This is a genomic window from Bifidobacterium indicum (assembly GCF_036987015.1).
In the GTDB taxonomy this organism is placed as follows: domain Bacteria; phylum Actinomycetota; class Actinomycetes; order Actinomycetales; family Bifidobacteriaceae; genus Bombiscardovia; species Bombiscardovia indica.
On the sequence record NZ_BTXM01000001.1, the window covers coordinates 1,302,977 to 1,322,772 of the forward strand.

The 19,796-nt window shown below is 57.6% G+C and carries 19 protein-coding genes, 1 tRNA gene and 1 pseudogene; 7 read left to right on the plus strand and 14 right to left on the minus strand.

The genetic code is table 11. The features are described from left to right. The first annotated feature begins 1,796 nt into the window (after window positions 1–1,796). A complete protein-coding gene (locus AACP59_RS05730; RefSeq protein WP_339350272.1) occupies window positions 1,797–2,222 on the plus strand; it encodes a TM2 domain-containing protein in 426 nt (141 codons plus the stop codon). A gap of 133 nt (window positions 2,223–2,355) precedes the next feature. Here the strand turns inward: AACP59_RS05730 and AACP59_RS05735 are convergent, their stop codons facing one another. Further along, window positions 2,356–2,541: a hypothetical protein gene (locus AACP59_RS05735; protein WP_339350273.1), complete on the minus strand. Its 186-nt coding sequence runs from the start codon at window positions 2,539–2,541 to the stop codon at window positions 2,356–2,358. Window positions 2,542–2,790: 249 nt separating this feature from the next. On the opposite strand from AACP59_RS05735, the gene AACP59_RS05740 reads away from it, so the two are divergent. From AACP59_RS05740 to AACP59_RS05750, 3 genes are all read left to right on the plus strand, one after another. Then, window positions 2,791–4,128 carry a hypothetical protein gene (locus AACP59_RS05740; RefSeq protein WP_339350274.1) on the plus strand — a complete coding sequence of 446 codons (1,338 nt, stop codon included), beginning with the start codon at window positions 2,791–2,793 and terminating at the stop codon, window positions 4,126–4,128. A 211-nt stretch (window positions 4,129–4,339) separates the two neighbouring features. Then, window positions 4,340–4,804 carry a DUF4234 domain-containing protein gene (locus AACP59_RS05745; RefSeq protein WP_339350275.1) on the plus strand — a complete coding sequence of 155 codons (465 nt, stop codon included), beginning with the start codon at window positions 4,340–4,342 and terminating at the stop codon, window positions 4,802–4,804. 115 nt (window positions 4,805–4,919) lie between these two features. After that, on the plus strand, window positions 4,920–5,369 hold the full coding sequence (locus AACP59_RS05750) for a hypothetical protein (RefSeq protein WP_339350277.1): 450 nt from the start codon (window positions 4,920–4,922) through the stop codon (window positions 5,367–5,369). 330 nt (window positions 5,370–5,699) lie between these two features. Here the strand turns inward: AACP59_RS05750 and AACP59_RS05755 are convergent, their stop codons facing one another. The 5 genes from AACP59_RS05755 to AACP59_RS05775 all read right to left on the minus strand — a co-directional run bounded on the left by AACP59_RS05755 (window position 5,700) and on the right by AACP59_RS05775 (window position 9,562). Continuing rightward, entirely contained in the window at window positions 5,700–6,608 is a 909-nt protein-coding gene (locus AACP59_RS05755; RefSeq protein WP_339350278.1) for a hypothetical protein, read from the minus strand. A gap of 252 nt (window positions 6,609–6,860) precedes the next feature. Then, on the minus strand, window positions 6,861–7,460 hold the full coding sequence (locus AACP59_RS05760) for a tyrosine-type recombinase/integrase (protein WP_339350279.1): 600 nt from the start codon (window positions 7,458–7,460) through the stop codon (window positions 6,861–6,863). Beyond that, window positions 7,408–8,082, minus strand: coding sequence for a tyrosine-type recombinase/integrase (locus AACP59_RS05765; RefSeq protein ID WP_339350281.1), 675 nt, complete (start codon window positions 8,080–8,082; stop codon window positions 7,408–7,410). Before AACP59_RS05765 ends, AACP59_RS05760 begins: the two co-directional genes overlap by 53 nt. A 169-nt stretch (window positions 8,083–8,251) precedes the next feature. Next, a tRNA-Gly gene (locus AACP59_RS05770) sits at window positions 8,252–8,325 on the minus strand. 217 nt (window positions 8,326–8,542) lie between these two features. Beyond that, window positions 8,543–9,562 (minus strand): DUF4190 domain-containing protein, encoded by a 1,020-nt coding sequence (locus tag AACP59_RS05775; protein ID WP_339350282.1) that lies wholly within the window; start codon window positions 9,560–9,562, stop codon window positions 8,543–8,545. 401 nt (window positions 9,563–9,963) lie between these two features. Between AACP59_RS05775 and AACP59_RS05780 the strand changes: the two genes are divergently transcribed. Both AACP59_RS05780 and AACP59_RS05785 read left to right on the plus strand, forming a co-directional pair. Further along, the gene (locus AACP59_RS05780; RefSeq protein ID WP_297315933.1) at window positions 9,964–11,322 is read left to right on the plus strand and encodes a sensor histidine kinase; all 1,359 of its coding nucleotides are present in this window, start codon (window positions 9,964–9,966) and stop codon (window positions 11,320–11,322) included. A gap of 138 nt (window positions 11,323–11,460) precedes the next feature. Then, window positions 11,461–12,144, plus strand: coding sequence for a response regulator (locus AACP59_RS05785; RefSeq protein WP_339350421.1), 684 nt, complete (start codon window positions 11,461–11,463; stop codon window positions 12,142–12,144). A 250-nt stretch (window positions 12,145–12,394) separates the two neighbouring features. On the opposite strand, the gene AACP59_RS05790 is transcribed toward AACP59_RS05785, so the two are convergent. The 4 genes from AACP59_RS05790 to AACP59_RS05800 form a co-directional block, all read right to left on the minus strand. Beyond that, complete coding sequence (locus AACP59_RS05790) at window positions 12,395–13,042, minus strand: ATP-binding cassette domain-containing protein (RefSeq protein ID WP_339350284.1); 648 nt, start codon at window positions 13,040–13,042, stop codon at window positions 12,395–12,397. Beyond that, window positions 12,978–13,289 (minus strand): ATP-binding cassette domain-containing protein, encoded by a 312-nt coding sequence (locus AACP59_RS09510; RefSeq protein ID WP_440588590.1) that lies wholly within the window; start codon window positions 13,287–13,289, stop codon window positions 12,978–12,980. Before AACP59_RS09510 ends, AACP59_RS05790 begins: the two co-directional genes overlap by 65 nt. A 1,113-nt stretch (window positions 13,290–14,402) precedes the next feature. Continuing rightward, entirely contained in the window at window positions 14,403–14,975 is a 573-nt protein-coding gene (locus tag AACP59_RS05795) for an MptD family putative ECF transporter S component (protein ID WP_339350285.1), read from the minus strand. 436 nt (window positions 14,976–15,411) lie between these two features. Then, window positions 15,412–15,597, minus strand: a complete 186-nt coding sequence (locus tag AACP59_RS05800; protein ID WP_339351200.1) for a hypothetical protein — start codon at window positions 15,595–15,597, stop codon at window positions 15,412–15,414. On the opposite strand from AACP59_RS05800, the pseudogene AACP59_RS09515 reads away from it, so the two are divergent. Continuing rightward, window positions 15,596–16,039 (plus strand): annotated as a pseudogene (locus AACP59_RS09515) (helix-turn-helix domain-containing protein); the annotation flags it as partial. The gene AACP59_RS05800 and the pseudogene AACP59_RS09515 overlap by 2 nt on opposite strands. Before the next feature lie 50 nt (window positions 16,040–16,089). On the opposite strand, the gene AACP59_RS05805 reads toward AACP59_RS09515, so the two are convergent. The 4 genes from AACP59_RS05805 to AACP59_RS05820 form a co-directional block, all read right to left on the minus strand. Then, window positions 16,090–16,632: a holo-ACP synthase gene (locus AACP59_RS05805; protein ID WP_297316035.1), complete on the minus strand. Its 543-nt coding sequence runs from the start codon at window positions 16,630–16,632 to the stop codon at window positions 16,090–16,092. A gap of 662 nt (window positions 16,633–17,294) precedes the next feature. Beyond that, window positions 17,295–17,711 (minus strand): hypothetical protein, encoded by a 417-nt coding sequence (locus tag AACP59_RS05810; protein ID WP_297315937.1) that lies wholly within the window; start codon window positions 17,709–17,711, stop codon window positions 17,295–17,297. A 187-nt stretch (window positions 17,712–17,898) separates the two neighbouring features. Then, on the minus strand, window positions 17,899–18,279 hold the full coding sequence (locus AACP59_RS05815) for a hypothetical protein (RefSeq protein ID WP_339350286.1): 381 nt from the start codon (window positions 18,277–18,279) through the stop codon (window positions 17,899–17,901). A gap of 225 nt (window positions 18,280–18,504) precedes the next feature. Further along, complete coding sequence (locus tag AACP59_RS05820) at window positions 18,505–19,692, minus strand: acyltransferase (RefSeq protein ID WP_339350287.1); 1,188 nt, start codon at window positions 19,690–19,692, stop codon at window positions 18,505–18,507. Between the last annotated feature and the right edge of the window lie 104 nt (window positions 19,693–19,796).

Consider the following 19,796-nt stretch of genomic DNA (forward strand, 5'->3'; position numbering starts at 1 on the left):
AAATAGGTATTTTTTATCTCATCGCCATATTGGATCCATTGTTACACCGCAACAGGTATGTATTGATACGTAGCCTACCTTCTATAAGGATCTGTTCCATATGCGGTACAGCCAGGAACACCGATTATTCGGAACCTGTTTGTACGCTTCAAGACGGGGCGGAACCTAGACTCATCCTTGCGTGCGTTCAGGAATACCTTTCCTCTATCTGTGTGAGCCAAAAAGAATTACTCCACACCTATGCGGAGAACATCATACTCGACTCTCGCCGCTAAGGGATGAGCATCATATTGCATGGTGCACTAACGAATTAGCTCGCATGTGACGGTTACTGAAAGACAGCAAATCACACACGGTCGTATTCCGGTCTAACTGACAGCTTCACCGCCTTACTCCACACAGCCCGATGGTTCAGACCGACAATCATTATAAAAATGGTATGTTGTCAGTTTCCGATTACCCTGAATTCATTCCTGCCATAATAGCAGCCGCGGTGAGAGCCGAAGACCGTCAGCAAGAAATAGGCCATTGGCCATGACGGGCATAATGCTTTTGCCGCCACTTGCGAACGGCTGCATTTTGAACGGGCCAACAACTGACGCATGAACGTGTTAACCACCATGTCCAATCGGTCAAATCAACCTGGAATAGCGTTTCCCATCGATGAGTTTGCGCATTGAGAACTCAGCAAGGGCGTCCCGGAACTCATGGGGAAAAATGATCGGACGAACGTACGTGCGTCATTAAGCGTGCCTGGTTCCATGCGGCAGCGCCGGTCTATAACATGTGAACATTGACTGGGAACTCGACATCGAAAGGACAATGAGAAGTTGCAGAGGAAGATATACTCTGTCATTTGCCCCAGATCCCATAGGATATTGCGAAACCACGCAGCTGATGGTTCGAAAGTTGACCGCACACGTGTTCGTTACCAGCCATGAACCTCGCCAGTCCCTCATATCTATGATTCTTTAAATGAGTAGCAGAGTTAGCTGAACAGTGGACAGCAATTTCTCAACTCGCAAGTTCTTCATCTTCCATTCACGCCGTTGCTGAATCTCTTCATGCAGCATGGAACACGAATACACATTTATTAGAAATCTCCACATGTGCGGGGGACACTCGTCCTTGCTCCACAAGAAAGCAGCATCGACGACTCCCCCCCCCCCCCTATCTAAGAGGCACTGCAATGGAACAGATGGCTGTCGTGTAGCCTGGGGATCATCCCCGCGTGCCCGGGGGAACACTTCCTCACGTTGTTGGTGATCTGGGCGGCCTTGGAATCATCCCCGCATCCGCAGGAAGCACGAGCAGGGCAGGATGCTGGACCACCTAGCCAGTGAATCCTTTTACATCCGCATGGAGTACACACGAACATAGGCCGTCGCTGTGACCAATCCGGGACCATCCCCGCATCCGCGGGGAGCACGCCATGATGTGAAGCGTGATGTAGGTGGGGTAAGGACCATCCCGCCGAATAGGGGGGAACATGACTGCAGCTAACCGCAAACTACCAATCTAGAACTAACTCCAGACACGGAACCTGCTCTAGCCGAGCGGATCGTCGTGGAGCGGGCGACGGGAATCGAAACCCGAGTAATCAGTTTGGAAGACTGATTACATACGGCACCTTACGGCTACTCCAATGTACCATCACTAATACGCGTGTACCCTAAATATACCCATCAAGACGATGGAAACGCCGGATGAGGGCCTGAACCCAGACCCGATCGGGTGGAACGAAAAATGGCACACAGACGGTAGCATTACCCGAAGCACAAAGAAGGGAAACAACCATGAACGATCAATATCAGTCGCAGTATCAGAATCAGCCAACTCAGGAAACCGGCCGGCAGCCACAGACAACACCCGATGCCACCTACGATCCGCAGAACCCCTACACCCCGATGGGCAGCCAGACCCCCATCCAACCCTGGCAACGACAGGCGCAATACGTGTACGGTCCGGGCATGTCCGACAAGTCGAAGGTCACCGCCGCCATGTACGCTTTCTTCCTCGGCGAGTTCGGCATCCACAACTTCTATCTGGGCAGGACCGGACGCGGGGTCGCCCAACTGCTGATCACCATATTCCTCGCCGTCATCGTGATAGGACCCATCATCTCCTGGGTTTGGTCCATCGTCGAAGGCGCTCAGATCCTGGGCTCCCACCCCGGATCCCCCTACCACCAAGATGGCAACGGATTGGAGCTTCAAGACTGATCATCCGCGCATCCCCGGGGAGTGCCCTTCCAGGCTCCGCCTGGAAGGGCATGCGCGGCCATACATGCCATGTGCTCGCCACCCTGATTCCTGTCGAACTCTGAACAGGTTAGGGCCACCTTGCCATATGACCTCAATGTCTGAGTGAGATGCGCTTGCCGATCTGCACGCCGGTCGCCACGAGCAGACACAGCTCGATGCCAGCGAACGCAATCACTAAAGGAATAATGTCGAGAACGACACTCAAGGCAATCACAGTGGAGAAGATTCCGAGAAGCGCGCTGCACAGATACAGGTTTTTGCTGTTTGCACAAGACATTACGGGGGCATTCGTCTTTAAAGACGTGGGTCATCCCCGCACCCGCGGGGAGAACGGTTTTTTAACGTATCATATTGATACAGTATGAGGTCCATCCCCCCTCTCCCGTTCATCCGATAACGGCGGTGACCTGTGTCGGCATCGGGGAATGTCGCATGACTGGTACCGGTCGCAACGAAAAGGGACGGGGAGAGAAGGCCGGTTCCGTGACCCGGATAGAAACCGGGGAGGTATAGGGATGATGCACTGATGTTGTATCTGATGGTCGGTATGCTGCTCTTCGGGGCGGTGCTGGTCTGGTTGCTTGCGGTGGTGTCGTTCAATGCGTGGAGGTCGAGGCGGCTGATGGACCGTGTCCTGGCGCCCTACCTTCTGGCGCGGGGCCTGTGCCTGCAGACCTTCCAGGGGCACGTGTGGCGGCGGCGCCGCAGAATCGTCCGGCCCCGGCCCGGGCAGGTCCTGCCCCTGGGATCGCTGGTCGTCCTGGCCGACGGGCCCGCCACGGTATCCGGGGCCTGCAGGGGCACCGGATTGTTCGACGGGCTGGGAGAGGACGGGTTGGTGGTCCGCCTGGTCGACCAATACGTGCAGCCACCCGAACAGGCCACCGGCCCATGGTACGCGGGCAGGATCTGCTCCGTGGGCGGCGCCGCCCGCGGCCCCGGCGTGGTCCCCGGCGGCGACGCCCCCCTGCCCGAGGTCGGTGTCGGCCACACTCCAGACCCCGACCCCGACCTGGTCACCTTCACCCAGGACCAGATCAGCCTCCTGGCCTGGAAAGGGCCAGACAACCCCGTCGCCAGGCTCCTGCGCGCCCGCCGGGTTCGCGACCTCTCCCGCGGCCACCGATGGGAGGACCCCGTCCGCCGCCGGACACAACCGACACTGCACTGGCACGCCCGCAGTCCCGCATGGTGGCGCTACGAAGCCATCGGCTACCTGCCCGACCGGTTCACCCGCGTCTACTGGGACCGCGTCCGCAACCAGCCCCTCAAAGCCCCCATGAACTACCGGACCCCGGAAGCCAGGGAATACAACAGGCAACACTACGCCGCCCCCATATACGTCACCGCGCTGATCATCAGCATCCTCATGGTCGCTTTCGAAATAGACAACGCAAGGCGCAGCTCCAGACCGCACCCTCCCCTCCATGCCAGCGAGGCCCTCCTGGGCATGCCCCCACTGGCCTCGGAGATCTTCTGCTGCGCCCTGGGCCTCGCCCTCGGCATCGGCATATGGATCTGGGCCACCCGCCGGCAATTCCCCCCACACCTCATGACCCCGGCCAGCAGCCGCGAACTCCAAACCGCCCTCGACAACTTCAACATCGGCATGCGGTACATCACCGGGACCACCATCCCCTACACCATCCACGTCCTCGCCTACACCGCACTCGTCCTGCTGATGGCCTACCCCTTCATGGACGACTTCTTCATCCACGGTATCGACAACCTCCCCGACTGGTTTAACACCTACCTGCTCTGGCCCATCTTCATTTTCGCGCAAATCGGCTTGATCATATCCACCATAGATGCCATCTACAGTGGTTGGATAGCTCACTGCCTGGATCGGGAATTAGCAGAATAGAATCACATACAGCAGTTTATCCCCGCATCCGCTGGGAGCATGTGATGCTGGCGAACGGCTTAGACCGTCTGATCGGAACATGCTGGATGAGCAGCGCAGGCTCGTCCCCTCCTCCACCAAGACCAGTCCGAGGACGTGCCGGTCAGCGCTTGACCTTGCTAGGCAGTAGGCTTCTCAAGCAAGCATTATTGCTTCAAACAGAAAGAGAGCAATGGAAGCCCAACCATACCCCCAGCAGACCCCTTACCAGCCCGTCACGCCACCGATACAGGCTCCGGTCGGACAGGCCAAGACCAACAGGACCCTGCTCAAATACATCCTGTTGGGCATCATCACCCTGGGAATCTACGACATAGTGGTCATGACAGAGTCTACGAATACCCTCAACCGGATAGCCAACCGCTACGACGGCAAGAAGACCATGCATTACTGCCTCATGCTCTTCCTGGTGGGATGGATCACCCTCGGCATCGCATGGTTCGTCTGGTTCCACAAGATCAGCAACCGTATCGGCAACGAGCTCCAGCGACGGGGGCACGAGCGCATGCTCAGCGCCTCCGACTACTGGCTGTGGAATGTGCTGGGTGCCCTCATCATCGTCGGACCATTCATCTACATGTATAAGTTCTTGAAAGCGATGAACGCACTATCGGCCGACTACAACGTCAGAGGCTGACAAACTTTCTTCCGGCACCACTTCGGCGGGGCCTTCCCATGCTGATCGGCGACCATGGTGTTAATTCACCCGGTTCCCGTGGTCTCTCATACCACGGTTGCTACTGTGGGAAACCATGGAACCCGACAAGGACGACCACGCCACCATCGACCATAAGCCCAAGCAAAGGGTCGGGCTCACCAGTATCCTCCTCTTCAGCTACTACTTCCTTGTCACAGCCTGCCCATTCATCCTCATCCAGTCACCCAACGACGACCTCAGATTCCTGGCCTTCATCGGTGCCATCCACCTGCTCGTGGTCATCCCATTCTCGTTCGTGCTTGGCATGTGGACGGCAAGCCGTTGGGCCGGGGGAGCGGAAGACTTCGTCTATTACACCCTCAGCATCTTCACGGCGGTCGGAATCGTCGCCATCGTGGTGTTCTTTATTAATTACGATTTATTCAGCCAAATATGCTATTTCGCCTTGTTCTCCATCCTCCTGTTCCTCGCCGGAGCAGGAGTTATCGGCTTATACCATTCTGCGAGGAACCGGAAGAAAAACAACACGCACATCAGTGAATGAACCGTGCCATAACTCGCACACCCGCCATCAGATGCCGATCGTCCACACCACCATGCAACAACCCCCAAAACGATTCATCCAGCACGGACACGCCCACATCCCAGGCTAGGGGAAGTAAGGCATGGGCTGGGTGAAAAACCCCAGAAAAGCCGCCTACAACAAGATCTACATGAATACAAGGTTCAGCCTCTGGGGCCTCTTTGAGTAGGGTTCCATTAGCCTCAGGCCATGCTCGGACGGGGCCTTCATGGATATGACGGAGCATACTGCAGAAGGTGAATGATGTTCGAAGCATGACAGTCGACAAAGTCGGATTGCTTTGAACAGCATTCACTCATTTTGCTCCTCGCGTTTCTTCGACTCCCCAATGGTTTCCCCCAACCAGTATCCAAATTCGCATGCCTTATCCAAAATTGCGTTATGCCGCACATGATTCGCGTCATGAATAGGGTTGTACCACAGGTGGTTCTCTGTTTCCTTTTGAATGAGCTCCTCCAGTTTCATGTAGTAAGCCAACAAACAGCATGAAACAACAGAGACCCATACTATTGCAAAAACAGCTGAGGCAGGATGGAATCGCAACACTCTGTTCCCTGGGAAGCAGACACCCAAGCCTGTGTCGATGAGCGAAGCAAGGAAATACAGGACGGATCCTATAACGATCGACAGTCTAAACGCTCTTTTCAACGAAAAAATAGTACGATTGTCATAGACTTTATGGAATGATTGAACGGCTTTCGGGAACTCGATTTGTCCATAATAAGGAGCTCTGGGCTTCCGAAAAACCGGCTTCAGGAAATTGTCAAAACAATTATCAATAGCACAATTCCAACAGAATTGCTTGGTTACCCAAGTCAACAATTTCCATATCACGGCTGATGCGCAGAGCAATACGATAACAACACACACAAAGGAATTGGGGGGCCAGCCTCGTGAGTTAAACACACCAGACAGCACTAATACGCCGTCCATAAATAAGACAACGAACCCCAACGCGTATATAAACTCAAATAGCAAGACCAATGGCAATGAAGTACTTTCCTCAGCCAGCATAGAATTCTTCCTGGGATTCTTAAGTTCACGAGCATATTTAAATCGTGCAACTTTACAATCAGAATTTCTCCCGAAAGAACGAAGTTTCCCCAACCGGCTCTCTAAAAAACGGTGTGCGAGACGGGCATTGCCTTCCATTGACGTGATAATGGCAGCGACAATGACTGCCAATGCGTTCAAGTCCATTTACATACACCTTCTATTCTCCGATGCTGAATCTACCCTGCTTACTCTTCACCACTGGCTTGAGTTTGATGACTTTGGTTATCGTGTGCTTCGAACGGAGCTTCCCGCCCTCTCCTACTGTTGAAACAGTATGCATGGACACCATGAAGACATCCTAGCTGCCTGTCCCGTTTCAGCGGGGCTTTTCCATGAGTGCGCCGAAACGGGTGTTTTCGGGGTTCTGAACCGTCGTTATCGTTGGTATTGCAACGATTATCCGATGGCGCTCACCTGTGTTGGCTGTTCGATGGTATGACCGGCTTTGCCGACGAGGGCGGCGAGGATCTGCGGGGACCAGTGGGTGTAGCCGGCTGTGGTGCCGATGCTGACGTGCCCCATGAGGTCCTTGCGTGCGTCCTCGGGTGCGCCGGCTTCGGCCAGCCTGGTGACGAAGAAGTGGCGGGCGCTGCGGATGGTCACGTAGGGCAGGCCGGCCTCCTCGAGGGCCATGCTCCAGCGCCTGCGCTCCACGGGGTTGGTGAGCGGCCAGCCGTCGCGCGTGAACACGAGGTCCTCGGGGCCGATATGCTGCTCTTCTATCCACTGGTGGAGGTCATGCCACAGGTCATCCTCGAGGGGGATGAAGCCGACACCCTTGCGGCTTTTGGGCGGCACCATCCACACTTCGCCCCGCACCCTGGCGGCGTGCAGCCATGAGGGGATGACGGTACCCGCCTTGTACCGTTGCAGCTCGTGCATGACCATGATGCCGTGCACCCCGTTGCTGACGACCAGCTCGGAGGGTGTGACCGCGAACCGTTCACCCTGCCGCATGCCGGTACCGAAGGCGAGCCGCCACATGAGGGCCCACATGCGCCGGTCCTCCGCGTCGTCGGGCCACGTGGCGCGCAGACCTCTCCCCCGGTCCACGTCCGGTGGCTTCGATAAGCGCGGCCGGATGCCCGGCCTCGAGGATGACGGTGGGGTTGGCGCTCACGCGGGGCGGGTCGCACCGGTCGCACACGTTGGACTCGACGAGCCCCTCCCGTTCCGCGTCGGTGAGCGCGTTGCGCAGGCGGATGTACGCGTTGAGGGCGGTCTTGCCGCTCCGGTCCCTCATGATCGTGTTGCCTATGCCGCGCACGTGCCTGGGTTCCAGGTCCTGGAGCCTGACATCGCCTATCGTGTCGGCGATGTTGCGGCAGTCGCTCCTGTAGGTCTCGTACACCCTTGGCTTGATGTTGGGGCGTTTGTACTCCTCGAGCCACCGGTCGAGCCAGTCGCGCAGGAGCGGAACCCGGTTGGTCCTGACCCTGCCGGTCCTCTCGTATTCGGCCAGCGCCTCGTCGAATTTGCGTCGGGCCTCGCTCCTGATCCGGTCACTCTTGTCGAGCCGGCGGCGTCTCCCCGTGGCCGGGTCGGGGGCAGTTCGTGGCGGAAATGCCAGTAGCCCCTCCGGTCTTTCGCCATCGATATGCGGTGTGGTGTCTCCCAAGCCTTGTGTCCGTAGTCATCCAAGCACCTCCGGTGTGTACCCTAACGTGTACCCTAATTGACCGTAAAGTGCCGAATACTGGGGAAAATCTTGCTCAGTCGGAACGGTTCCCGGACGCCCCGTGACCTTGGGAAACCCGCCAAAACTAGCGGAATATCAACGATAATCATGGAGCGGGCGACGGGAATCGAACCCGCGTAATCAGTTTGGAAGACTGAGGCTCTACCATTGAGCTACGCCCGCAAAGCCATCTGCTCGGTAAAGAGCTTACCACAGGGTGGGACACCTTACCTGTCGGGTCTGTCGCCCGAAATAAACGGATCATTCCGCATACGCGGATAGCGCCTTGTAATAATCCAGCACTTCAAACAACTTGCAACGCTTCAGCTGTACTGTATGGCACCATCGGAAATCGTCAGGGCCGGCCACTCGAAGAAGCAGCCGGCCGTACCTTGCGGAATCAGAACATCGGTGAATTGCAAATCACCACGGCGCTTGACCCGGTGGCCTCCTTGTGATCCTTGGAGACGCCGTTGACCAGGACGTCGCAGGTCAACTTCTGGTTGGGGTCCTGATTGATGATGTCGCCCATGACGGTCATGGTGTGGGTCTTCTTGGCTTCGTCCCCTGTGATGTCCTTCTGCCAGGAACCGTTGAAATTCTCCTGGCTGGTGGCACCGGCGGGACCATAGGCCACCGAACCGGACCCTGTGGAGGTGGCCTTGAGGGTGATGATCTCATCCTTGGCCTTGTCACCGACTGCAGGTGCCTCCGTTGCTGTATTCGACTCGGCTGACTTGTTTTCGGATTTGCCCTCGTCCTTCTTTTGTGACGTGGTTGTTCCCGCCGACGGGGAAACGGAGTTCGCCGCCTTGGAGAAGCCCGCCTGCATGACCAGGGTGATCACCATGGCCAGGATGCAAAGAACGGTACCGGCTATGGAGAGCCCCTTGCCCTTCTTGCGCCCCTTGCGACCGGTTGCGTGCACACCGACCAGGCCGAAAACCAATCCGAGAATGCCTACGACGAAAGCGAAGTTGTTGATGATAGGGATGAAGGAGAAGATGATGGCGATGACTCCCAACACCAAGGAGCTAATGGCCATGGCACTGACGGAACGCTCCTCCGACCGGTTATGCCCATGACCACCACGGCCCCGGTTGGGATTGACGGGAGAACCGCCCTGCCCCATCATCCCACCGTCGGCCCCATAGGGACCTTGCTGCCCGGGCTGTGCCGGATAGGCACCTCCCTGACCGGCAGTGGATTGGTCGGCTTGGTATACCCCCTGCCCTGCTGACCTGGCATCCAACGGCGTCTGGCGCTCATTGGGATGGTAGGCCGGAATGGATGACTGCCGTCCTGCGTCCGACTGACCGGCTTGCTCGTTCTGGGGACGGAACCTGTCAAAGGCGTCCCCGGCCCCGGCATTGGTTCCATCGCCGTAGCCGTCGGTATCGCGATTGTAATCCTCACTCATCCTATGCAATCTCCTTGTGCTCTCTACTCTCTCTGGCGGTCAACGCAGATCATCGATGGATATCACCTACGAGGTGGTATTCCGATAGAAAACAACCCTGATCCATCAAAGTTTCATCTCGCAATGACACCGACGTGACCAACGCTGAAGTCATCACCTTGGCATCCGTTCTGTTCGTTGACACTGTCATGCTATACGTCGGGCGATTTCATCGAAAGTGTACAAACGGGCAGAATTGCCTGCCCAATCGGGCAGGAGCAAGGGAACAAGAATGACCACTCGTACACTGACGAAACCATAGAGGGCAATTATCCTTGAGTGTGACACAGCAGAAATGAACCGGATGGCATGGCCGACGAAATCCCGACCATGCCGGCACAGAGGAACTTGGGAGAACTGGCATGACAGGGTTGCGTGAAAGAATGCGTGGATACCTGGCCGCCGACCCCAAGGACGTGGTTCCGGTACGCACCAGAACACTATGTACCGTCATCATGATCGTCCTGGCCACCTTCATGTCCTTGGCCGAGTCTGCCTTCACCTATAACCACATGGATGCCGCCGGAAGAGGGATCCTCTCTTTCTGGGCGGGTCTCTCCATGATGATTTCCTTTGCCCTGCCGTGGATACTGCTGGTCAAGAGGGACCGTCTGCCCTACATGACCTGCCTTCTCACCAGCCTGTCGACCCTGGTCCTGGCAATCGACCCCCTGATGGCGCTGATGGGGTTGACCGGCCTGATCGCCCGCCGCAGACGGGTGGACCGGCTTGTCCCCTGCGCGACCGGTACCCTGGTGGCCACCTTGGTATCCCTCACCCGAGACCTGAACAGGCCACGAAAGGACTCCATAATCAGGACCCTGCTGACCGAGGGTGCCGATGCTGGTCTCAATACACCTCTGGCCGTCGTGGTTCTGAGTCTGGTCTTCCTGGTCCTGTCAATCGCCGTGGGGATATACATTCGCCTCTATACCACAACCCAGGAGGCCACCGAGCAAGCCAGCGCTGCAAATGTACGCAGCAGCAAGCTGGAGAACAGCCTGACCAGACAGCAGGTCACCGACACCATCGCCGTCGAGACGCATGACACCCTGGCCCATTCCCTCTCCCTGATCGGGCTCAACGCCAGCGCCCTTAAGGTCGAACTGGACACACTGGCCAGACAGGAGCAGGCCTCTTCCCCGCAGGACCCGCTGACCGCCCGTTTGCTCGGACTGGCCCAGCGTGCTGATGATATTCGCCAGCAGGCAGCCGGCGCCCTGGATGAAACCCACAGCGTCATCGACATGCTCCGCCACCCCGAGAAAGTACTCAATGACATAGCCCCGGATCCGCAAACCGCCCTGACCCGGGAAGCTCTGGACGACATATGCAGGGAGAGCCGTGACACTGGAATGACCCTGAACACCTGGATCGACGTGCGGAACCTGAGCAATCTGGACCCCGTCATAGGCAAGGTGGCTTTCCGGGCCATCCAGGAAGGACTGACCAACGCCCGTCGACACGCCCCGGGCATGCCGGTCTCCCTGGAAGTGACGGCCAGGCCGGATCAGGGTGTGCACGTCCATCTGACCAATCCCATGCCCAAGCCGGGTACTGTCGACCCGTCCGGAGCCAACCTGTCCGCAACTTCCGGAGGCAACGGAATCACGGGGCTGATCAAGCGGGTCAAGGCTGCTTCGGGCCAGTGCAGGTATGGAATCGATGACCATGGGCAGTTCAACCTGGATGTGGTCCTTCCTTTCGAAGCCACGTCCTGAAGCCAACGGATCCCAAGGCGCGCCATGGTGACTGGTTTGGGTAGCATAAGCAGCATGGGAGAAATTCATCCGGAGTCGGAGACAGGGGCGGCATCAAAACCGGGAGACACTGGAAATTCCCCCACATCTTCCGGCACCATCCTGGTCAGTATCGTCGACAACGACCCAATGATATGCCAGACCATGCAGGTCATCATCGATGACTATTCCCAAGGGCAGGTCAGGGTGGTCTCTACCTCCCTGAACGCCGACGACGCCGTGGCCCATGCCCGTCAGGAAAAACCGAATCTGATTCTGATGGATCTTTCCATGCCCGGGTGTGACGGTATCGAAGCCACCAAGCGGCTACGCAGACTTACCAACCCCCCGCACGTCCTGATCCTGACCTCTCTGAGCCCCTCCGATACGGTTGAAAAAGCCGTTGAGGCCGGAGCCGAGGGATTCATCTCGAAGACGGACCCGCCAAAGGAAATCATCTCCAGGATCATCAAGGCCTGCAAAGATGAGCCCCAATTCAACGCGGTCAGCACCCGCCAGCTCATCCACAGCTTGTCCTACAGCCGCCCCATGACCAGGAGGAACCAGGCACGGGCCATGCTGGACTCATTGAGTGAGCGCGAGCGCCAGGCCACCATCCTGGCCTCGGAGGGTATGACCAATGCCGAAATCGGCAGGACCATGTACATCAGTGAGCGCACGGTCAAGGCCCACCTTTCGGCAGCGTGCGACAGCCTCGATATGAGCCGGGTCCAGCTGGCACGACTGGTGGAGAGGGCCGATCTGGAAGACCGGGAGACCGGCCCGGACCCGCAAGCCACCTGATTGGAACCACACCGCTTCGGCAGCAGCCACCAGATGAACGCCTTCTGCCCGGACCCACATGTCGGCTTGACACTCCCCCGGCCCCGTAGATGACACTGACTCTGAAGTAATCCCCACGTCCTCGATGACCCCGCCGATTCTCATTCCGTCCATCCCCCAGGCGCTGAAGGCCTCGATGCCCATATAGGGCACAAGCTACTGCCCCCCCCCCCCCGGACAGAAGGGCCGCAGGAAGAGCCCATATCGCTGATCACCCGCCCAACGGATCAGGAGGAATACCCGGTTCCTTTCTCACGCCCTCCCCCTTTCCCACGGTATCCGATGGCATTAAGGAGAACATCCTCCTCAGGTGTTCCTGAGATAATGAACCAACCGGCACATCCTCGCGTATCCGACCCTGGTCGACGCGGACGAGACACGAGCAGGTACGGCGGGCAAACTCGAAATCATGGGTCACCACGATGATGATGACCTTCCCCATGTCCGAGAACTGGCGGATAAGCTGCGCCACCCGGTTCATGCCGTCGAAGCCGAGACCTCCGTTCGACTCATCAAGAACCATGAGGGCCTTTCCGCAGATCATGCCCACGCCGACCGTCAGACGTTGCTTCTGCCCTCCCGATAGGGTATTGGGATGGCGTTCACGCAGGGCGCCGAGCCCGAACTCCACCAAGGTCGTTTCGGCCAGAGACCTCTCCGGGTGCCTGATGCCGAAGGAGCACTCAGCCTCCGCACTCTCGGCGAAGAGCTCGTGATCCACGTCCTGCATCACCATGTAGGAATGTCGCAATCGGGCCATGGGTTCACCCAGCCGACCGGACCAGGAAAACTCCTCAGGGATGAATATCCCGACAATGCGCCCATGCTCCAGGTAGACGATCCGATCGACCGGATCCATGAGGTAGAACAACCAGTGCTCCGCGATCAGGATGGTCTTGCCCTGGCTCTTGATAAGGCAGGTGCCCCCTCAGCTCCGCGATCGGGGCCATGTCGAGATTGGATGAGGGTTCGTCCAAGAGGTATATTTCCGAATCCATGGTATAGACGGAAGCGAGGGCGATCTTCTGCTGCTCACCACCTGACAGTTCGAAGATGTTCCTGTCCATGAGGTCTCGGATGTTGAGGCCCTGAGCCGTCCCGGTCACCCCGCCCAACCAGTTCCCCGACGGAGCGGGCCCGGTTCTCGATGCCAAAGGCCATCTCGATGTCGGTGTTCACATTGAAGAACCGGGTCCTGAGATTCTGGAAGACGGATCCTACCTTCCCGGCTATCCGGTACATGGGCAGGGAGGGTATGACACTCCCATCCACCCTTGCCTGTTCCTAAAGCTCCCTGGGAAAGAACTGCGGGACGAACCCGTTGACCAGCCGCGTGATGGTAGTCTTTCCGCACCCGCTGCGGCCGCAGCAAAGCACGCGCTCCATCAGTCACGAGGAGGTCGATACCATGCAGGCCGTCGCCCTCGCGGCTTGAATAAAAGAGAAGGAAACCCCCATCGAATCGATTCCGGGACGACCCAACCGCGCCCACAGTCCGAAGACCAGGTCATTGACGGCAAGGACCATGACCACACAATCCGATGGACCGCATCGAATCCGAACCAGGCATGTGCGCTGTACCGGATTCTCGATCCCCTGGTGACCGAATCGGTCGAGAGCTCATCCGCCGCCCTTGCGGCCGACATCATCAGAGACACACGGATGCACTCCACCGTCAAGACGGGACGGGTGTGGAACCCGGCCGACGAGGGGAAGACACCACGCATCCGCATAATGTCCTGGATATAGACCCGGTCCTCCTGGATGGTCGGCACGTACCGCAAAGAGAACCGACAGAGGAATGACGAGCTGTCTGGAGGTGCGCACCCGGTTCATGGCCGACAGGAACTCATTGCCCTGGCCGTCGTCACCACCAGCCCAGCCAGTATGCCACGGCGAAGACCCTGTGGAAGAGACCCAGGAAGGCCACAAACATGGTCAGGAGGGAGCCGGTCATGTGGGCCAGGACCTACCCGGTCAAAGAAACAGATGACCTCATACGCAACGACGGCCTTGGCTCTGTACCGCCATCGCCCGCAGGCGGCACGGAGCAGACCTATCGACACCACCAACACGAACTGGCAGACCAACGAGGGGCAATCATCGACGAGACCACGCAGATCAGGATAAGAATGAGCTTCGTACGCGGATCCAGATGTGGCTCCCACCCTCCGGCAGCCCCTGTCACGCATTGATGCCCGCTTTTTCGAACTACCTCCTCAGCAGTAAAATTCCACAAGAACACTGACCGATGCCGTTACCGGGATCGGAACGAACATGGCTATCAGCATCCAGGTGTTGGCCGTGGCCTGCATGGTATCGTCGTAGGATTTCTCCGTCCCGTTGCCCAGCATGGTCCTGGACCAGCCGGCCGGATCAATGAAGAAGACCAGATACGAGCCGGTACCACCCAAAGAGAAGAGAATGCAGGACAGGACGTTGACCATCCGGCTCCTGTAGTGACGTGTTCCTGCGACCAGCTCGGCGACGGCCCCCATGAGCATATACCCCAGGGCGAAGGCCCGGTGCATACCGGTGATGAACCGGACCACCCCCATCAGAATGTCCATGACGGTGATGCTCCAGGGCTTCTGCACCCGTGCCACCCTGAGCAGATCGATGGGCCCGCAGAGCAGGGCCGAGGCGGCAGGCATGTAGAAGGTCGGTACCGGGTTGGAAGCGAAGAAAACGCCCCCGATCAAGGTAAAGACCAGTATCAGGGCCGTGAATATACCAGTGGTGACCAGGTCGCGGATGGTCAGTCCTTTTCTGTCACGGGTTCGATCCGCCATGTGTTCTCCTTCTGCCGTGGAACTGTGTGAGAGTCAGTCCATGGCTTGAAAGTACTGGTAAGCTGGGTGGCCTGTTCGTCCCCATGCTCCAAAGAAACGTCCGTTCGTTTCAGAAATGGCGGGTCGCATGCGGATCTATTCGGATTACTATGAACCCCTTCTCCAGGACAACCACTTCACCCTGGTCAAGGACATGGATAACTTCAATCCGGCGGGGTGCTGCTGGTCCCGGTCATCCGAGGTCTGAGAAGGGTTTTCCTGGATCTATGCGCAGAACGACCTGTTCGATATCAAAATCCACGAATTCCGTTTCCATGGCGACTTCATCATGGACTTCCGGTTGCCGAATACCTGAGCGTACCCCTGTATGATTCCATCTCCGGGAAAGAGACATCACCACACCGATGCCTTTCACCGCGATGCATCAAGACCTTCATCAGCGGCCGCGAGCCGTACCGGGGGACTCATCCATAAACAGGCTCCAATCCGAAGCATGAGCATCAAGGTGATGCCCGACTACTATCAGGATCATCTGCAGAACCACTACCATGGCCACTACCGAAATCCTCTCCCCGTCTCCCAGAAAGTCGACCAGACGGAGGACTTCCCTGCCCTTGGCCATGCTCCTACGCGAGGTGGAGCGGTACCGCGGAGACGGCATTGCGACACGGTTGTTCTACGAGAACAAGGTGGCCCAGGCCATCTCCCTCCTCATCGCCCGGGAGAAGGCTCTGGGGAATCCTGCCGGAAGGCGCTTGAACGGCCAGGACCGGGTGCAGCTTGAGAACGTCACCTCCTATCCGGACGAGCATTGCTCGGATGAGGCATCCCTGGACTTCCTGACCACAATCGCCTGCACGGGGAGGACCAAACTCAAATCGACCTTCAGACAGGTGCACTGCTGCGCAATCACGGAATACAACCGGGGCATGTGCATGCGGGAAGCCGGACGTCTCCTGTCTGAAACGGACCGTTCCATGCATCGGTTAGCAGGCATGATCGAATACTCCACCTCGAGTCGGTTTGCCGAGCTCTTCCGCAAGGGCACCGGTCTTGTGCCATCGGAATACCGAAGGATGACGAAGGAATCCGAGTACGGAAAGACCAGATCGGCTCAGGACCACCGGCAGCAGAGCAGGACCACCGCCGAGGCGATGCCGCCATCGTGGCTTAGGGCAATGCGCCAGACCAGGCTCGCGGCCCCACGGGGATTCGCCTCGAACGCCCCAACCGAATCGTCGCCGTTCACCCCGGACCAGCCAAGTCTGCTCTGGCGTGAATCGGACGGATCCGGGAGTGACTCATCCAGGCGGTCCTGGACTTCCTGCCCGAGATGAACCCCGGGCCTGCCACGCCTGTCGTCCAGTATCTCAATCCCACCCCAGGGGAAATCGTCGAGACCATAGGGGGCGGGCTCATCCCGCAAGGCCTCCGACCAGGCCTTCAGAACGGCCTCCTTACCAGCCCAACGAACAGCCAGGTGCGATTCCACATCATCACCCTTGACCCGGGCCCGCTCCTGGGACTGCCTTTGCTCACGGACTGAGAACAACCTGCTCATCCGAGTACCGGGCATGGCCAACCGCTCGGCGAACTCGGCTATGGAGACCAGGTCATGTCCCAGGCCCAGCACAGTTTCCTCACCCGAAAAACCCATGATATGAGTATGGCCCCGGCAGATGTCATCGGCAAGTCCGGGAATCGACAGTCCGGCATGGCAACCCAGCAAGGCCCTCAGTGAGTACCCAGTGATTCCACACTCTGTGTTCGCACGCACAGACCCTCGGCAATCATGCCCGCACCCGGGCGAAGCAACCCCTGTCAGCCTCCGCTTTCCTGTCTTTGCACTCATTCCGCGGCCGAACCGGGTTCCCTCGGGCCTCCTCCATTGTCGAGGGCCTCTTGATCCGCATCCGCATAATCCGGCAGCATAAGATCGTCACGCCAAGGAAGGTAAAACCGCTATCGGCTTTTAGGAGCGTCTTCGTCAGTCTCAGGGCCAGAAGCAGGGATTGGAGACCATCGTCTCCACACACCTGGAGGGACCAGCACTCCCGACTGCCTTCGACCAGCCCCACCCCGGTCGTACAAGCGCCATCCTCATCTTCGAGCGGTCGCTCCACAAAGAGCAGACATTCGACTCCGTCGTGCACAAGGCGTCTGGTGGCAATACGGTCGGACAAGGCGTCTCCATCCGGTTTTCAATCCTGTTGCATGACTGCCGTGCCATATCAACGGACGCGACGTTCCCATCAGGAAACCGGATTGAAGGAGGCCGAGCAAGCCGAACTTCTAATCAGCGACTGTGGGCAGCTCCAATCAGGAGGCTGGTGCGAACAGGGCCAACAGCCTTGTTCCCTCGTTATGGGTGCAGGCGAGTTCGTGATCGCCACCGACGATCGAGGATTCGGCAAAGGCGAAGAAGTTCTTCCCCTGTCCTGCCGGGTAATTGAGGTCCGAGGATGAGGACCGCATGGCTTTGCCATCGACGGTACAACGCCCTGCATCCACCTTGCGCAGATCCGACCTCATCGCAAGGAGGTAGACGGTACCCTGCTTCTTGGCGGAAATGGTCACCCTGTCGCCGTCCCCGGTCAGGTAGTATTTCTTCATTGCGGCGAATCTGCTGCTGACGTCTTCCAGACTCGGCTCCGAGCGGGTGGAACCCCCGCACCCGGCGAGGGAAATAACCCCGAACATAATCGTCAGAACCAGTGCTGGCAGTTTTGTATTCATGGTGTCCCTATCAGAATCGAACCATGCGATGCCCGTCACACTACGGGTATTGCCAAGTTGGGTCATACACTACCAGACATTCCTTCTCAGCACCAGACACTCCTGGCGGCTTGTCCGAAGTTCGGAACCACCCGCGTCATTCCCGTCTTCGAGCACCACCAAGCCTGGGTCAGGGATTACCCTCACCTCAAGCCACCGACGGAGCCGGCCAGAACCGGAAGGTCGGCATGACGAAGGGTTGGCTGAACCCCCCATGCATAAAGAGGGCCACGACGATGGCCAGCAGGCTCATCACCAGGCCGAAGATGACCATGACCTTCCCCTTGTGCCGACCACCGCTGCGTGCGAAGAAGAATCCCAGCAGGGAGCAGATGACCCCGAGGCCACCCAGGCAGAGGGCCACCAGGCCAACCTCCTTGAAGAAGGAGGCCAGCAGTGCGACGATGCCCAGTACCAGGCTGACGATGGCCATGGAGCTGACCGGGCGCTTGTCCGAACCGTCGGCCTTTATCTCACCCTGATTATCCAGCTGATTCCCGCCTTGGTTCCGGTTATCCTGTTCAACCATTGTCCAACCCTTTTCTTCCGGTTACGAAGAAGACCATTCGGCCCCCGTACCTATATGCTATGATCCGTGCAGAATCCGCTGCAGACACGAATCGCCGGCCCATTCCCATCTGCACAGACCCCGCGTATTCAAAGCAGAACCCTTTCAGCCACTATCCGGTTCCAAGAAAAAGCAGTCTCAGCCAAACGTCTACGAGCGCCGGGAAGGCCGGGAATCTGGCGCCTATCAGTCGATATTCACCTTCTGTAACCCCGTTAGGTACTGTCGGACCCGAACAATTGCAGGACTCGACTGGAACCAGTCGGCCAGAAGATCGAACCAGTAGCCCCTGCGACGATCAATGGTGCGGGAAAACAGGAACTCGCGAATCAAGTCAAGAACAAGGCAAACGGTAAACACAAGAACCACGATGGCCAGGGAATACACGGCCGCACCATGGCCTCCCCAGATCTTACCGATATCAAAAAAGGACCACAGCACTTTCCTGACCGGAGGGTAGTCGTGAATGAGATAAACCCCGAATGTTCCCCTGGCCAGATAGTTGATCAGCCGGCTTTTTATATACATCCGATCGGCAATCAACAAGCATCCGAAAGCGATGAGCAGCTGAGGAAGTTTGCCTTCGGCAATGAGGTAGTCAAAGACGATTCGAGGGAAGGGACCCCCATGGCGCAGATGGACCAGATCCGCGATGACCATGATGGCAAGTATCATCAGAGCACCTGCACCGGCCATAGACCAACTCAGAGCACGGGAGGCTTTCCTCATATACCACCGATAGTATGCGATGAGCACATACTGATAAATGAAGCTGACGAAGGTGGCCGACAGGAAACCTGCATAATCATTGGGCGTCATGCCATAGGCGAGACCCCATACAAGCAGCAGGGTCACCGCCAGACATGCATGCATCCTCTGTCCCATTTTTTGCAGGCCCACAGTCACAAAGGGATAGAAGAGCAGGAAGAGCACATAATTGGTCGGATACCACCACATGTCGTACAAGGTGGGGAAGAAAGACCCGATAATCTGCTCAGACATGATGTCTTTACGGTCAAACACAAGGAAACAGACCATAAGCGTCAGGCTGTAGAACAGCATCTGCCGTTCAAGTATCCAGATACGTCTCAGCGACTTTCTGATGCTTAAATCACGCGATTCACATAAAAACCATGCCGATATACCGAAAAAGATGTCTACCGAAATCTTGCCCATTGACAAGAAGAAGACATACGCAAATTGATTGATTGATGCCGGCTGGTCAAAGGCAGGGAACGGATTGTGGGTGACATGATGATGAGCCACGATCATGAACATGGCAATGAGACGCAATAGCTCAAAACTTGAATTACGGCCACCGTGTGAACCTTGGCGCCCCAAGGCTTCTGCCGATCCTCTGACTTCGTTACTCATTCTCACCCCCCTTGCAACGGGAAGAAACCTTACCAGCGGCCGCTGACCACACAGAGGAGGGTAGGCACACCAGCCCGGTAATGCCTACCCCCCCCCTCCGTACA

Bases quoted from the DNA above. Each gene is read 5' to 3' on its own strand.
- AACP59_RS05775 (WP_339350282.1), bottom strand. From the start codon at position 9,562: ATGAGTGAGGATTACAATCGCGATACCGACGGCTACGGCGATGGAACC.
- AACP59_RS05740 (WP_339350274.1), top strand. From the start codon at position 2,791: ATGTTGTATCTGATGGTCGGTATGCTGCTCTTCGGGGCGGTGCTGGTC.
- AACP59_RS05760 (WP_339350279.1), bottom strand. From the start codon at position 7,460: ATGTGGGCCCTCATGTGGCGGCTCGCCTTCGGTACCGGCATGCGGCAG.
- AACP59_RS05800 (WP_339351200.1), bottom strand. From the start codon at position 15,597: ATGGCCAAGGGCAGGGAAGTCCTCCGTCTGGTCGACTTTCTGGGAGAC.
- AACP59_RS05805 (WP_297316035.1), bottom strand. From the start codon at position 16,632: ATGGGTTTTTCGGGTGAGGAAACTGTGCTGGGCCTGGGACATGACCTG.
- AACP59_RS05750 (WP_339350277.1), top strand. From the start codon at position 4,920: ATGGAACCCGACAAGGACGACCACGCCACCATCGACCATAAGCCCAAG.
- AACP59_RS05730 (WP_339350272.1), top strand. From the start codon at position 1,797: ATGAACGATCAATATCAGTCGCAGTATCAGAATCAGCCAACTCAGGAA.
- AACP59_RS05790 (WP_339350284.1), bottom strand. From the start codon at position 13,042: ATGGATCCGGTCGATCGGATCGTCTACCTGGAGCATGGGCGCATTGTC.
- AACP59_RS05815 (WP_339350286.1), bottom strand. From the start codon at position 18,279: ATGGTTGAACAGGATAACCGGAACCAAGGCGGGAATCAGCTGGATAAT.
- AACP59_RS05820 (WP_339350287.1), bottom strand. From the start codon at position 19,692: ATGAGTAACGAAGTCAGAGGATCGGCAGAAGCCTTGGGGCGCCAAGGT.
- AACP59_RS05755 (WP_339350278.1), bottom strand. From the start codon at position 6,608: ATGGACTTGAACGCATTGGCAGTCATTGTCGCTGCCATTATCACGTCA.
- AACP59_RS05810 (WP_297315937.1), bottom strand. From the start codon at position 17,711: ATGAATACAAAACTGCCAGCACTGGTTCTGACGATTATGTTCGGGGTT.
- AACP59_RS05780 (WP_297315933.1), top strand. From the start codon at position 9,964: ATGACAGGGTTGCGTGAAAGAATGCGTGGATACCTGGCCGCCGACCCC.
- AACP59_RS05745 (WP_339350275.1), top strand. From the start codon at position 4,340: ATGGAAGCCCAACCATACCCCCAGCAGACCCCTTACCAGCCCGTCACG.
- AACP59_RS05795 (WP_339350285.1), bottom strand. From the start codon at position 14,975: ATGGCGGATCGAACCCGTGACAGAAAAGGACTGACCATCCGCGACCTG.
- AACP59_RS05735 (WP_339350273.1), bottom strand. From the start codon at position 2,541: ATGTCTTGTGCAAACAGCAAAAACCTGTATCTGTGCAGCGCGCTTCTC.